Origin of the sequence: Pseudomonas sp. EMN2 (assembly GCF_009650555.1) — a bacterium.
GTDB lineage: Bacteria > Pseudomonadota > Gammaproteobacteria > Pseudomonadales > Pseudomonadaceae > Aquipseudomonas > Aquipseudomonas sichuanensis.
The window spans coordinates 97793-110759 of the sequence record NZ_VZZR01000008.1 but is presented as its reverse complement, the minus strand read 5'-3'; the positions used below and the strand labels follow the sequence as shown (position 1 = coordinate 110759).

The following is a 12967-nucleotide window of genomic DNA, read 5'->3' as shown; positions in this document are numbered from 1 at the left end:
CGATGCAGAACAGCGGGGCGGTCATGCCTTCGCCTTGGTAGAACTTGGTTTTGCCCGCAGTGGTGCGGGGCGTGGTGTTGTCTGTGTTCATGGCTCACTCTCCCTGAAATGATCGGTGCCTGGGCGGGCGCTATCGCGGGTCAAGTCGCATCGGCGCACCGCCGCTCCCACGCAGGTATAACGCTGCGGGCGGAGGGTTGCGTGGGAGCGGGCTTGCCCCGCGATGGCGCCAGCCCAGGCGACACTAGACCTACGGCCTAGTGGAACGCCCGGCGCTCCATCTGCGGCATCTGCACCTGAATCAATGCTGACTCAAGCAGCACCCGCAGCGCTTCGATCTCATGCATCAACGCCATGATCAGAATCGACGCGGGCGGCTTGGGTTGCAGCGAAATGGCCTGTTGCGCCACAGCCTGCGCGCACAAGGCGTATTCCGAGGCCTGGATCAGGGTGTCTTCGAGGGAATGGTGGTTGTGGGGTGGATCGGGGACGATCTTCAGCATGGTTTTGTGCCCTTTGATGGGGCCGCTACCGGACTGCTGTCAAACAGGTAGGTGGCAGCTATGCATAGGTTGACAGACCGGCGGACACAAAAACCGGCGCACGCAAGCGTGCCCCATGCACAGCCGCCATAGATGGCAAAACAGTGCAAGTGCCGCGTCGCGGCCTGTCAAAGCCGATCGCTGATTTGCAGCGACCGGCCGAGACTAGAGTGCTGCCAAAGCGACCGCAACGGAAAAAAGGCGGCAAGAGTATGTTTGGGAAATGGACTACAAGTAAGGGCTTTAATCTGAATCTTCGTGGCCAGTAGCAACGTCAGGGGTTGCAGACGTTGCATGGATATTGGCCGGTCTTCGTAGGAGCACTTCAGCGCGACATCTCTGTGCGCGCCCAAGTGCCCATCTTCAAGCCATCGGCGGCAGCCTGCGCTTCACCGGGGTCTTCTTGATGATCGCGGTATTAGTCTCGGCCAGCACATTGAGCAGGTCGAGCAGGGTGTCCAACTGCTCCATCGAACGCACATGCAGGCGGGCGATGAAGCAGTCCTCACCAATGACCTTGTCGCACTCGGTGAACTCGGGAATGGCGACGATCTGCCGCTCAACCTCCTGCAATTTCCCCGGCAATGGGCGCACGCGCACGATGGCCTGCAACTGGTAACCAAAGCAGCGTGGGTCCACCTCCACCGTATAGCCACGCAGCACGCCACGCTCCTCCAGGCGGCGCAGGCGCTCGCTGACGCTGGGCGCGGACAGCCCGCTGATCTGCGCCAGGGCCTTGAGCGAGCGGCGGGAGTCCTCCATCAGGGCGTTGATCAACAGCTGGTCGATGTCGTCAGTCATGGCTACCTCGTTAGGCAATTCCGGTGATTGGCCTTGATAGTAAAGGCGAATGGGTAAATCTGCCTTCGCTATCCGCTGGAAGGTCCATCGACACCCCGCGCATACTGTGGCCATCGTGTACAGGAGGTATGAGATGGACAATTCGCTACGCCGCGGCTCCCTGGAAATGGTCGCCGCCATGCTGATCTCCGGGACCATCGGCTGGTTCGTGCTGGTGTCCGGGCAGCCGGTGCTGGAGGTGGTGTTCTGGCGCTGCGTGTTCGGCGCCGGCACCTTGCTGCTGATCTGCGCGGCCATGGGCTTTCTCAAGCCCGGCGTGCTGACCCGTGCCACTTTCCTGCTGGCGGTGCTCAGCGGGGTGGCGATCGTCGGCAACTGGGTGCTGCTGTTCGCCTCTTACTCGCGGGCATCGATCGCCATCGGCACGGCGGTATACAACGTCCAGCCGTTCATGCTGGTGGGGCTGGCGGCGCTGTTTCTCGGCGAGAAGATCACCCTGGCCAAGCTGACCTGGCTGGGCGTGGCCTTCGTCGGCATGCTGGCCATCGTCAGTGCCCATGGCGCCGGGCAAGCCAGCGGCAGCGAGTACTTGCTGGGCATCGGCCTGGCGCTGGGTGCCGCGTTCCTCTATGCGCTGGCGGCACTGATCATCAAGCGCCTGACCGGCACGCCGCCGCACCTGATCGCGCTGATCCAGGTGAGCACCGGGGTGATGCTGCTGGCGCCGTGGGTGAAGCTCGGCGGCCTGCCGGGTGAGTGGCCGGCATTGGGCAGCCTGGTGACCTTGGGCATCGTCCATACCGGGCTGATGTACGTGCTGCTGTACAGCGCCATCCAGCGCCTGCCCACCGCGCTGACCGGCGCACTGTCGTTCATCTACCCGATCGCGGCGATCCTGGTGGACTGGGTGGCCTTCGGTCATCGACTGGCGCCGTTGCAATGGCTGGGGGTGGCGCTGATCCTGCTGGCGGCGGCGGGGATGCAACAGGGCTGGTGGTTCCGGCCGGCGCGGGTGCGCGGGGTGACGCGTTCGGAATAGGGCAGCGCTTGTGGTACAACGCCGTCTGACAAGGATGAGTCGGAGGGTGGGGTGTTTTCCAGGATCAGTCTCGAACAGTGGCGCGCGTTCGTCAGCACCGTCGAATGCGGCGGTTTCCAGCAGGCCGGCGAGCACCTGTACAAGTCGCAGTCGGCGGTCAGCCATGCGGTCGGCCGCATGGAGCAGTTGCTGGGGCAGGAGCTGTTTGTCATCGAGGGCCGCAAGGCCGTGCTGACGCCACTGGGCCAGGCGTTGTTGCCCCAGGCCAAGCACCTGCTTGGGGCGGCGCAGAAGCTCGAACGCCTGGCCAACCAGTACCAGCCGGGCCTGTTTACCGAGCAGGCGCTGGCGGTGGATGTACTCTTCCCCCTTGATGCCCTGCAGCAGGCGTTGCTGGATTTTGCCGGGCACTACCCGGACCACCGCATCCGCTTGTACGAAACCGCGCTGTCGGGTGGCCGCGAGCTGCTGGAGGATGGCAAGGTCGAGCTGGCCATCGCCAGCAGCCTGCCGCCCGGTTGCGTGCAGGTGCTGCTGCTCAATGTCTCGCTGGTTTGCGTGGTCGGTACTGGCCATCCGTTGAGCCAGCTACAGGGCGAGTTGAGCCTGGACGACATGAAGCCTTACCGGCAGGTGGTGATTCGCGACTCCGGCACGCGCCATTCGCAGAACAGCGGCTGGCTAGGGACTTCCCAGCGCTGGACGGTGAGCAGCCTGGCGGCCGCCGAAAGCTTCGTCGAGCGCGGCCTGGGCTTTGCCTGGCTGCCCCAGCACCGGGTGCGCGACGGGCTCAGGGACGAGCGCCTGAGCCGGGTCGCCCTGCAGCACCAGCGTGAGCGCGAGGTGCCGCTGTACCTGGGATACCCGGAGGCCTATCGGCACAACCCCGAGGTGAAGCTGCTGGCGCAGTTGTTGTGCGAGCAATGCCGGTCATGGAACCCCGACAGTGCTTACGGCGTAGCCTGTACCTCGGAGTGAGCACTCAGGTCGGCCCGGGCCAGGGTGATGGTCCGGCGCAGCTGCTCGAAGGTCAGGGCGCCGCAGATCAGGAAGCGGCCGTCGATCAACAGGCTAGGCACCGAGCTGACGTTCAGGCGCCGTCCCAGGGCCAGGTCCTGTTCGAGCAATTGCGGTGCTTGCTGTTGCAGCGCTGCGGCGAACGCTTCGGGCTCGAAACCGGCCTCGGCCGCCACGGCCAGCACCGTGGCCTGGTCACCGATGTTGCGGCTGTGCACCAGGTGGGCCTCCTGCAGGCGGTCGAACAGGCGCTCGTGGCCGGGGTTGCCCTCCAGCGCCTTGGCAGCCTGGCAGGCCAGGCCGGCGAGCAGGCCGGTAGGGTATTCGAAGCCCTGCTGGCGCATGCCTTCGATATTGATGCGCTTGACGTCTTCGGCATGGGCGCACGACTGCCAGTGGCCGAGTATGGTGTGCTTGGCTTCGGGCATCGAGCCGAAGCGTTCGATCATTGCCGCGCGGCTGGTCTGGAGGATGAAGCTGCGGTGCTGGATATCCAGGTTCAGTTCCTCCTGCAGCAGCTTCAGGCGCGGGGCGAGGACGAAGCACCAGGCGCAGACGACGTCGTGGAAAAATTCGATCTTGAGTGGTGGCATGGCAGTGATCCGTGTTCAGTGGAGGTGGCCGAACTATCCCCGGCACGGCACGGGCGAAAAAGCGACAAAAATGCGGGCAACCCACGCATCCCTTTCATCGATGGCGGCACCCGCTGCGGCTGAGCGGGTAGAATGGCGCTTTTGCCCGATCAAGACCGACATGAGCCCAGCCATCGCCACCCTCGAGCAGCACCTGCTCGCCGCCCTCGAACCCGCCCCGACCGAGACCCGCCGTCTGTTCCATGGCCGCGGGCGCTGCTGGCCGGGGCTGGAGCAGATCACCGTCGACTGGCTTGACGGGGTGCTGTCGGTCGCACTGTTCCGTGAACCGCCCGAGGGCCAGCTGGCTGAACTCGAAGCGATGCTGCGCAGCCTGGCCGAACGCCCGCAATGGACCGGCCAGGCCATGCTGTTGCAGCACCGCTACCTGCCCGACAGCCCTGGCCAGTGGCTGCTCGGTGAACCCTGCCAGCAGCGCGAAGTTACCGAGGATGGCCTGAAGTACCTGCTCGACCTGGGCGTGCGACAGAACAACGGCCTGTTCCTCGACATGCGCTACGGCCGGCGTTGGGTGCGTGAGCAGGCGGCCGGCAAGCGGGTGCTCAACCTGTTCGCTTATACCTGTGGCTTTTCGGTGGCGGCGATTGCCGGGGGCGCCGAGCAGGTGGTCAACCTGGACATGGCCAAGTCGGCGCTGTCCCGTGGGCGTGACAACCACCGGCTCAATGGCCATGACGCATCGCGCGTTGCCTACCTGGGGCATGAGCTGTTCAAGTCGTGGGGCAAGGTGCGCAAGTACGGGCCGTACGATCTGATCATCATCGACCCGCCGACCTTCCAGCGTGGCAGCTTCGTGCTGACCCAGGACTACGGGAAGATCCTGCGCCGCTTGCCGGAGTTGTTGAATGCAGGCGGGACGGTGCTGGCGTGTGTCAACGACCCGGGGATCGAGTCGCAGTTTCTAATTGACGGCATGGCTGAGCATGCGCCGGGGCTTGAGTTTGTCGAGCGGTTGGAGAACCCGCCGGAGTTTCCCGATGCGGACCCGGAGGGTGGGTTGAAGGCCCTGGTATTCCGCCAGGTGTGATGTTGACTTTGCCGGCCTCTTCGCGGGTAAACCCGCTCCCACAGGGACCCTACAGTATTCAGACCTGTAGCGATTCCTGTGGGAGCGGGTTTACCCGCGAAGGGGCCGGACCTGCCTAAATCAATTACTACTTGTTGGTATAGATCTGGTCGAACACGCCACCGTCGTTGAAGTGGGTCTTCTGCACGGTGCGCCAGTCACCGAAGGTCTTCTCCACCGAGAGGAAGTCGACTTTCGGGAAGCGGTCGGTGTACTTGGCCAGTACCGCAGCGTCACGCGGGCGCAGGTAGTTGTTGGCGGCGATTTCCTGGGCTTCAGGCGACCACAGGTACTTCAGGTATTCCTCGGCCACGGCCTGGGTGCCTTTCTTGGCCACCACCTTGTCGACCACGCTCACCGGCGGCTCGGCTTCAGCCGACACGCTTGGGTAGACCACTTCGAACTGGTCGCGGCCGAACTCGCGGGCGATCATTTCGGCTTCGTTCTCGAAGGTCACCAGCACGTCGCCGATCTGGTTGGTCATGAAGGTGGTGGTGGCGGCGCGGCCACCGGTATCGAGCACCGGTGCCTGCTTGAACAGTTTGCCGACAAAGTCGCGAGCCTTGGTTTCGTCGCCGCCTTGCTTGAGCACATAGCCCCAGGCCGACAGGTAGGTGTAGCGGCCGTTACCCGAGGTCTTGGGGTTGGGCACGATCACTTGCACGCCGTCCTTGAGCAGGTCGGGCCAGTCCTTCAGCGCTTTCGGGTTGCCCTTGCGCACGATGAACACGGTGGCAGAGGTGAACGGCGCGCTGTTGTTCGGCAGGCGGGTCACCCAGTTGTCCGGTACCAGCTTGCCGTTGTCGGCCAGGGCATTGATGTCGGTGGCCATGTTCATGGTGATGACATCGGCCGGCAGGCCGTCGATCACGGCGCGGGCCTGCTTGCTCGAACCGCCGAAGGACATCTGCAGGTTGACCTTCTCTTTGTGCTCGGCTTCCCAGTGCTTCTGGAAGGCCGGGTTGTAGTCCTTGTAGAAGTCACGCATCACGTCATAGGAAACGTTGAGCAGGGTCGGGGCGGCCTGGGCCAGGTTGCCAAGGGCAAGGCCTGCGGCGAGCAGCGAGGCGCTGAAGAGTTTTTTCACGTTGCGTCCTTGTTATTGAAAGGAGAGTGGCAGAGTGCCTGCGACTATAGCGGGTGGCCCTGTGCGGGCTAAAGAACAAAAACAGCTTTGGTTATGCCGTTGCCTGTACCGGCCCTATCGCGGGGCAAGCCCGCTCCCACGGGGCCGGTACAGACGGCCTCAATGTTTGGTAAACAACGCATTGCCACACCGCGAACAGAAGGCCGCACCATGTTCATGGTGGTTCTTGGCGCAGGTCGGGCAGTCGTGCTGCAACTGTTCCCCACGCAGCGCGTTGGCCAGTTCGGCGGTGAAGATGCCGGTGGGCACGGCGATGATCGAGTAACCGGTGATCATCACCAGTGACGACAGCACCTGCCCCAGCGGGGTCTTGGGCACGATATCGCCGAAGCCCACGGTGGTAAGGGTGACGATGGCCCAGTAGATACCCTTGGGGATGCTGGTAAAGCCATGCTCAGGTCCTTCGATCACGTACATCAGGGTGCCGAACACGGTGACCAGGGTCGACACGCTGACCAGGAACACGATGATCTTCTGCTTGCTGCCCTGCAGCGCCGCCAGCAGGTAGTGGGCCTGCTTGAGGTAGGGGCTGAGCTTGAGCACGCGGAAGATCCGCAGCATACGGATGACGCGGATGATCAGCAGGTACTGGGCGTCGCTGTAGTACAGGGCGATGATCCCCGGCACGATCGCCAGCAGGTCCACCAGCCCATAGAAGCTGAAGGCGTAGCGCAGCGGTTTGGGCGAGCAGTACAGGCGGGTGATGTATTCGGCGAGGAAGATCGCCGTGAAACCCCACTCGATGGCGGCCAGCAGGCCGGCGTAGCCCTGGTGTACTTCGTCGATGCTGTCGAGGATCACCGTGACCAGGCTGGCGAGGATGATCAGCAGCAGGGCTTTGTCGAAACGCCGGCCGGCGACGGTGTCGGTCTGGAAGACGATGATGTAAAGCCGCTCGCGCAGGCTTGCTGGGTTTTCCATGGGCGCGTTCCATTGTGCAAATGGGCAGAGCCTAGGGGCTGGGTATCAGCTGTGCAAGCGGGGCGCGTTGCGGCGTTGGTTGAGCTGCGCCAGGTGGCTGCCCAGGTGCATCAGCCAGCAGGCGACCACGAACGGCGCGGTCAGCCCGGCGATCGGCAGCAGGTTGAACAGCGGTTGCAGCAACAGCGCCAGGGCGATGGCCAGCAACGTCATCCAAGGGCGCTCGCCCTGACGGCTGAAGGCCAGCGCAGCCAATGCCGCGTTGAAGCCGTACAGTCCGAGCCAGGCCCCTTGCGCCTCGCCAGCCAGCAGCGCGACACCGCCACCGATCGTTGCGCCAATCACCGCCCAGGTGGCTGCATAGGGATTGGCAAAGTACATCCCGATGACGATCAGCAACCCGGCCATCGGCTTGTCGAGCAGAAAGATCTGCCCGATGCCGCGCAGCATGGCATACAGCGGGTCGGCCTCGACGTAGCTGTTGGCGGTGGGGGCGGCCAGCAGCAGCGCGGCCCATCCAAGCAGCACGAAAGGCGCGGTGTAGGCCACCAGCAACTTGCCGCCGCGCTTGCGCCATTGATGGGTGAGCATGCTCGACAGCCCCCCGGCGGCGATGATCAGCGGCGGCAGGATGGCCGACCAGGGCAGCACGGCGCTGATCAGGATGCCGATCAGCACGCCGTTGTAGCAGTACAGCCCGGCCTGGCGGTCGGCACGGTCATAGCCGCGACGTTGGGCGGTGAGCAGGCCGGCGAGGGCGCCGAGCAGGGCGCCGCCGACCAGCGAAGGGGCGGTCAGCAGGATGGCCAGCAGGCAGCACAGGCCGCACAGGGGGTTGCGCAGCAACAGCACCTGGCTGAAACCGTTGAGCAGCGCCGTGGCCCAGTCAGGGCACGGGTTGACGAAATTTTTGGTGTACATGGGCAGTCAGCAAGGTGAGTGGTCAGCGGTGGGCCTCTTTGGGCCTCGGTTTTCCGCAATGTCTTGGGTCAGCAACGGGTAGCGTGGGAGCGGGCTTGACCCGCGATGGCGTCAGCACAGGCATCAATGCCATGCCTGCTGGCGCCATCGCGGGCGGTGCGGCGTCCCGACAAGCCCGCTCCCACGGGGTTACACCAGCGTCTCGATCCGCAGCGTATTAGTCGAACCTGGCTTGCCGAAAGGCACACCGGCGGTGATCAGCAGCGTGTCGCCGCGGCTGGCCATGCCTTGTGCCTGGGCGATCTCCAGCGCGGTGGAAACCACCTCGTCGACCTGGCGCAGGCGGTCGTTGACCACCGAGTGCACACCCCAGGCCACGCTCAGGCGCCGTGCGGTGTTGAGGTTGGGCGTCAGGTTGAGGATCGGCGCCCGTGGCCGCTCGCGGGCGGCGCGCAGGGTCGAGTTGCCCGACTCGCTGTAGTTGACCAGCACCGCCACCGGCAAAATGCCGCTGATACGGCGGATCGCGCAGCTGATGGCATCCGACACGGTGGCCTCGGCCTTGGGCCGGCCCACATCGAGCTGGGCCTGGTAGTCCGGGCCGTTTTCAACCTGGCGGATGATCTTGCTCATCATCTGCACCGCTTCCAGCGGGTAGTCACCCGAGGCGGTCTCGGCCGACAGCATCACCGCGTCAGCACCCTCGGCCACGGCGTTGGCCACGTCGGTGACTTCGGCGCGGGTCGGGGCAGGGGAGAAGCGCATCGATTCGAGCATCTGCGTGGCCACCACCACCGGTTTGCCCAGCTGGCGGCAGGTGTTGATGATCTGCTTCTGGATCTGCGGCACGCTCTCGGCCGGCACTTCCACGCCCAGGTCGCCACGGGCGACCATGATCGCGTCGGACAGCTCGGCGATGGCCTGCAACTGCTCGACCGCCGAAGGCTTCTCGATCTTGGCCATCAGGTAGGCGCGGTCGCCGATCAGCTGGCGCGCCTCGACGATGTCTTGCGGGCGCTGCACGAACGACAGGGCCACCCAGTCCACGCCCAGCTCCAGGCCGAAGGTAAGGTCGCGGCGGTCTTTCTCGGTGAGCGGGGACAGGTCGAGCACGGCTTGCGGCACGTTGACGCCCTTGCGGTCGGACAGCTCGCCGCCGGCCAGCACTTCGGTGTCGATGGCATCGCTGTGCTTGGCGGTCACCCGCAGGCGCAGCTTGCCGTCATCGAGCAGCAGGTCCATGCCGGGCTCCAGCGCGGCGATGATCTCCGGGTGCGGCAGGTTGACCCGGCGGCTGTCGCCCGGGGTCTTGTCCAGGTCCAGGCGCAGGGCCTGGCCACGCTGCAGTTGCACCTTGCCGTCGGCGAAGCGGCCAACGCGCAGTTTCGGGCCTTGCAGGTCCATGAGGATGCCCAGCGGGTAGTTGAGCTGCTGCTCGACTTCGCGAATCCACTGGTAGCGCAGGGCGTGGTCGGCGTGTTCGCCGTGGCTGAAGTTGAGGCGGAAGATGTTCACCCCGGCTTCGACCAGCTGGCGGATGTCATCGATGCCTTTGATCGCAGGCCCGAGGGTGGCGAGGATTTTTACTTTTTTATCAGGCGTCATGATTGCGGGGTCTCGAGGATCAGGATGGCGCGGAAGTCGTTGACGTTGGTGCGGGTCGGCTCGGTGACGATCAGCGCATCGAGGGCGGCGAAATAGCCGTAGCCGTTGTTGTTGTCCAGCTCATCGCTGGCCGACAGGCCCAGGGCCTCGGCGCGGGCGTAGCTGGCCGGGGTCATGAAGGCGCCGGCGTTCTCTTCCGAGCCGTCGATGCCGTCGGTGTCACCGGCCAGGGCGTACACGCCCGGCAGGCCCTTGAGGCTTTCGGTGAGGCTGAGCAGGAACTCGGCGTTGCGCCCGCCGCGGCCGTTGCCGCGCACGGTGACGGTGGTCTCGCCGCCGGAGAGGATCACGCAGGGCGCCTTCAGCGGCTGGCCATGCAGGACGATCTGCCGGGCGATGCCGGCGTGGACCTTGGCCACTTCCCGCGATTCGCCTTCCAGGTCGCCGAGGATCAGCGGGCTGAAACCGGCCTGGCGGGCCTTCACGGCGGCGGCTTCCAGCGACTGCTGGGGTTTGGCGATCAGCTGGAAGTGGCTGCGGGCCAGGGCCGGATCGTCGGCCTTGACGGTTTCGGAGGCCGGGTTGTTGAGCCAGTCGATGACGGCCTTGGGCGCTTCGATGTTGTAGCGCTTGAGGATCGCCAGGGCATCGGCCGAGGTGCTTGGGTCGGCCACGGTAGGGCCGGAGGCGATGACCGTGGCCAGGTCGCCCGGTACGTCGGAAATCGCGTAGGTGTAGACGGTGGCCGGCCAGCAGGCCTTGGCCAGACGGCCGCCCTTGATCGCCGAGAGGTGCTTGCGCACGCAGTTCATCTCGTCGATGGCGGCGCCGGACTTGAGCAGCGCCTTGTTGATCTGCTGCTTGTCGGCCAGGGTCAGGCCTTCGGCGGGCAGGGCCAGCAGGGCCGAGCCGCCGCCGGAGAGCAGGAAGATGACGCGGTCGTCTTCGGTGAGGTTGCTGACCAGCTCGAGCACGCGCTTGGCCACGGCCAGGCCGGCGGCGTCGGGGACCGGGTGGGCGGCTTCGACCACTTCGATCTTCTGGCAGTTGGCGCCGTGGCCGTAGCGGGTGACGACCAGGCCGGAAACTTCGCCCTGCCAGCTCTTTTCGACCACTTCGGCCATGGCGGCGGCGGCTTTGCCTGCACCGATGACGATGACCCGGCCGCTGCGGTCGGCGGGCAGGTAGGGTTCGAGGACCTGACGGGGGTGGGCGGCGGCGATGGCTGTGTCGAACAGTTCGCGCAGGAGGTTTTGTGGATCGACCGACATGGCAGGCTCCCAGAATTATTGTTGTTCTGCAGAATCAAAAACGCCCCTGGAACTGCCTCCGTGCAGGCCGAACCAGGGGCGGTCCCCACAGCTGCAAGCTTCAAGCTACAAGCTGCAAGTAAAAGCAGATCTGCTTTTGCTTGCCGCTTGAGGCTTACAGCTTGAAGCTTATTTGTCGTCGCGGATCGAGAAGTTGGCCATGTGCTCCAGGCCTTTGATCAGCGCCGAGTGGTCCCAGTTGCCGCCGCCCAGGGCCTGGCAGGTGTTGAACACTTGCTGGGCATTGGAGGTGTTGGGCAGGTTGATGCCCAGCTCCTTGGCGCCTTGCAGGGCCAGGTTCAGGTCCTTCTGGTGCAGGTTGATGCGGAAGCCTGGGTCGAAGGTGCCTTTGATCATGCGCTCGGCGTGTACTTCGAGGATCTTCGAGGAGGCGAAGCCGCCCATCAGGGCCTCACGTACCTTGGCAGGGTCCGCGCCGTTCTTGGCAGCGAACAGCAGCGCTTCGGCAACGGCCTGGATGTTCAGGGCGACGATGATCTGGTTGGCGACCTTGGCGGTCTGGCCGTCACCGTTGCCGCCGACGCGGGTGATGTTCTTGCCCATGGCTTCGAACAGCGGCAGGGCGCGTTCGAAGGCTTTCGGGCAGCCACCGACCATGATGCTCAGGGTGGCGGCCTTGGCGCCGACTTCACCGCCGGACACCGGGGCGTCCAGGTAGGCGGCGCCGGTGGCCTTGATCTTCTCGGCGAAGGCCTTGGTGGCGGTCGGCGAGATCGAGCTCATGTCGATCACGACTTTGTTCGGGCCGACGCCTTCGGCAACGCCGTTTTCACCGAACAGGACGCTTTCGACCTGCGGGGTGTCGGGCACCATGACGATGATGAATTCAGCTTCCTGGGCCACTTCCTTGGGGTTGGCCAGGGCCACGCCGCCGGCGGCGATCAGGTTGGCAGGAGCTGCGTCGTGGTGGGTCGATACGAAGATGCTGTGACCTGCTTTTTGCAGGTTCTGGGCCATGGGGTTGCCCATGATGCCGGTGCCGATGAAACCGATTTTAGCCATGAGAATGTGCCTCTTGTATTTGTGTGCGGACCCTGTGGGAGCGGGCTTGCCCCGCGATGGCGGCATCAAGGCCAGCATCGCAATCGCGGGGCAAGCCCGCTCCCACGGGTTTCGTTTTATTCAGCTGTTCAGATAGCGTTGTGAGTCTTCAGCCAGCCCAGGCCCGCCTCGGTGGTGGTCTTGGGCTTGTACTCCGCGCCCACCCAGCCCTGGTAACCGATGCGGTCCAGGTGCTCGAACAGGAAGCGGTAGTTGATCTCGCCGGTGCCCGGCTCGTGGCGGCCCGGGTTGTCGGCCAGCTGCACGTGGTTGATCAGCGCCAGGTTGGCTTCCAGGGTGCGGGCCAGGTCACCTTCCATGATCTGCATGTGGTAGATGTCGTACTGCAGGAACAGGTTGTCGCTGCCCACTTCGGCCTGGATTTCCAGGGCCTGCTGGGTGGTGTTCAGGTAGAAACCGGGGATGTCGCGGGTGTTGATCATTTCCATGACCAGGCGGATCCCGGCGGCCTTGAGCTTGTCGGCGGCGTAGCGCAGGTTTTCCACGAAGGTCTTGCGAACGGTGGCGCAATCCGGGCCTTGCGGGCGGATTCCGGCCAGGGCGTTGACCTGGGTGTTGCCCAGCACCTTGGCGTATTCGATGGCCTTGTCGACGCCGGCGCGGAACTCTTCGACGCGGTCCGGGTGGCAGGTGATGCCGCGCTCACCCTTGGCCCAGTCGCCGGCCGGCAGGTTGAACAGCACCTGGGTCAGGCCGTGGGCGTCGAGCTGCTGCTTGATCTCGGCGGCGCTGAAGTCATACGGGAAGAGGTATTCGACACCGCTGAAGCCAGCATCGGCGGCGGCCTTGAAGCGGGCCAGGAAGTCCTGTTCGGTGAACAGCATGGACAGGTTGGCAGCGAAGCGAGGCATGGTTGTCTCCT

At 64.7% G+C, this 12967-nt stretch carries 13 protein-coding genes; 3 read left to right on the top strand and 10 right to left on the bottom strand.

Annotation, left to right across the window (positions count from 1 at the left end; all coding sequences use genetic code 11):
* Window positions 1-257: 257 nt before the first annotated feature.
* Window positions 258-503, bottom strand: a complete 246-nt coding sequence (locus F6X61_RS02250) for a hypothetical protein (RefSeq protein ID WP_153785182.1) — start codon at window positions 501-503, stop codon at window positions 258-260.
* A 402-nt stretch (window positions 504-905) separates the two neighbouring features.
* The gene (locus F6X61_RS02245; RefSeq protein WP_153785181.1) at window positions 906-1343 is read right to left on the bottom strand and encodes an Lrp/AsnC family transcriptional regulator; all 438 of its coding nucleotides are present in this window, start codon (window positions 1341-1343) and stop codon (window positions 906-908) included.
* Window positions 1344-1476: 133 nt separating this feature from the next.
* Between F6X61_RS02245 and F6X61_RS02240 the strand changes: the two genes are divergently transcribed.
* Together F6X61_RS02240 and F6X61_RS02235 are read left to right on the top strand one after the other, a co-directional pair.
* Window positions 1477-2382, top strand: coding sequence for a DMT family transporter (locus tag F6X61_RS02240; protein WP_153785180.1), 906 nt, complete (start codon window positions 1477-1479; stop codon window positions 2380-2382).
* Between the two features lie 51 nt (window positions 2383-2433).
* Window positions 2434-3360: a LysR family transcriptional regulator gene (locus F6X61_RS02235; RefSeq protein ID WP_153785179.1), complete on the top strand. Its 927-nt coding sequence runs from the start codon at window positions 2434-2436 to the stop codon at window positions 3358-3360.
* Here the strand turns inward: F6X61_RS02235 and F6X61_RS02230 are convergent.
* Window positions 3333-3992: a DsbA family protein gene (locus F6X61_RS02230; RefSeq protein WP_153785178.1), complete on the bottom strand. Its 660-nt coding sequence runs from the start codon at window positions 3990-3992 to the stop codon at window positions 3333-3335. The genes F6X61_RS02235 and F6X61_RS02230 overlap by 28 nt on opposite strands.
* A 160-nt stretch (window positions 3993-4152) precedes the next feature.
* Between F6X61_RS02230 and F6X61_RS02225 the strand changes: the two genes are divergently transcribed.
* The gene (locus F6X61_RS02225; RefSeq protein ID WP_153785177.1) at window positions 4153-5079 is read left to right on the top strand and encodes a class I SAM-dependent methyltransferase; all 927 of its coding nucleotides are present in this window, start codon (window positions 4153-4155) and stop codon (window positions 5077-5079) included.
* 127 nt (window positions 5080-5206) lie between these two features.
* On the opposite strand, the gene F6X61_RS02220 is transcribed toward F6X61_RS02225, so the two are convergent.
* The 7 genes from F6X61_RS02220 to hyi form a co-directional block, all read right to left on the bottom strand.
* Window positions 5207-6205 (bottom strand): sulfate ABC transporter substrate-binding protein, encoded by a 999-nt coding sequence (locus tag F6X61_RS02220; RefSeq protein ID WP_153785176.1) that lies wholly within the window; start codon window positions 6203-6205, stop codon window positions 5207-5209.
* A 159-nt stretch (window positions 6206-6364) separates the two neighbouring features.
* A complete protein-coding gene (locus F6X61_RS02215; RefSeq protein ID WP_153785175.1) occupies window positions 6365-7186 on the bottom strand; it encodes an ion transporter in 822 nt (273 codons plus the stop codon).
* 45 nt (window positions 7187-7231) lie between these two features.
* Window positions 7232-8107: an urea transporter gene (locus tag F6X61_RS02210; RefSeq protein ID WP_153785174.1), complete on the bottom strand. Its 876-nt coding sequence runs from the start codon at window positions 8105-8107 to the stop codon at window positions 7232-7234.
* 189 nt (window positions 8108-8296) lie between these two features.
* Window positions 8297-9712 (bottom strand): pyruvate kinase, encoded by a 1416-nt coding sequence (gene pyk / locus F6X61_RS02205; RefSeq protein ID WP_153785173.1) that lies wholly within the window; start codon window positions 9710-9712, stop codon window positions 8297-8299.
* Window positions 9709-10983 (bottom strand): glycerate kinase, encoded by a 1275-nt coding sequence (locus F6X61_RS02200; RefSeq protein ID WP_153785172.1) that lies wholly within the window; start codon window positions 10981-10983, stop codon window positions 9709-9711. Before F6X61_RS02200 ends, pyk begins: the two co-directional genes overlap by 4 nt.
* A gap of 168 nt (window positions 10984-11151) precedes the next feature.
* A complete protein-coding gene (locus tag F6X61_RS02195; protein WP_023631172.1) occupies window positions 11152-12045 on the bottom strand; it encodes a 2-hydroxy-3-oxopropionate reductase in 894 nt (297 codons plus the stop codon).
* Between the two features lie 128 nt (window positions 12046-12173).
* Window positions 12174-12956, bottom strand: coding sequence for a hydroxypyruvate isomerase (hyi, locus tag F6X61_RS02190; RefSeq protein ID WP_153785171.1), 783 nt, complete (start codon window positions 12954-12956; stop codon window positions 12174-12176).
* Between the last annotated feature and the right edge of the window lie 11 nt (window positions 12957-12967).

Bases quoted from the DNA above. Each gene is read 5' to 3' on its own strand.
- F6X61_RS02250 (WP_153785182.1), bottom strand. From the start codon at position 503: ATGCTGAAGATCGTCCCCGATCCACCCCACAACCACCATTCCCTCGAA.
- F6X61_RS02245 (WP_153785181.1), bottom strand. From the start codon at position 1,343: ATGACTGACGACATCGACCAGCTGTTGATCAACGCCCTGATGGAGGAC.
- F6X61_RS02240 (WP_153785180.1), top strand. From the start codon at position 1,477: ATGGACAATTCGCTACGCCGCGGCTCCCTGGAAATGGTCGCCGCCATG.
- F6X61_RS02230 (WP_153785178.1), bottom strand. From the start codon at position 3,992: ATGCCACCACTCAAGATCGAATTTTTCCACGACGTCGTCTGCGCCTGG.
- F6X61_RS02225 (WP_153785177.1), top strand. From the start codon at position 4,153: ATGAGCCCAGCCATCGCCACCCTCGAGCAGCACCTGCTCGCCGCCCTC.
- F6X61_RS02215 (WP_153785175.1), bottom strand. From the start codon at position 7,186: ATGGAAAACCCAGCAAGCCTGCGCGAGCGGCTTTACATCATCGTCTTC.
- F6X61_RS02210 (WP_153785174.1), bottom strand. From the start codon at position 8,107: ATGTACACCAAAAATTTCGTCAACCCGTGCCCTGACTGGGCCACGGCG.
- pyk (WP_153785173.1), bottom strand. From the start codon at position 9,712: ATGACGCCTGATAAAAAAGTAAAAATCCTCGCCACCCTCGGGCCTGCG.
- F6X61_RS02200 (WP_153785172.1), bottom strand. From the start codon at position 10,983: ATGTCGGTCGATCCACAAAACCTCCTGCGCGAACTGTTCGACACAGCC.
- F6X61_RS02195 (WP_023631172.1), bottom strand. From the start codon at position 12,045: ATGGCTAAAATCGGTTTCATCGGCACCGGCATCATGGGCAACCCCATG.
- hyi (WP_153785171.1), bottom strand. From the start codon at position 12,956: ATGCCTCGCTTCGCTGCCAACCTGTCCATGCTGTTCACCGAACAGGAC.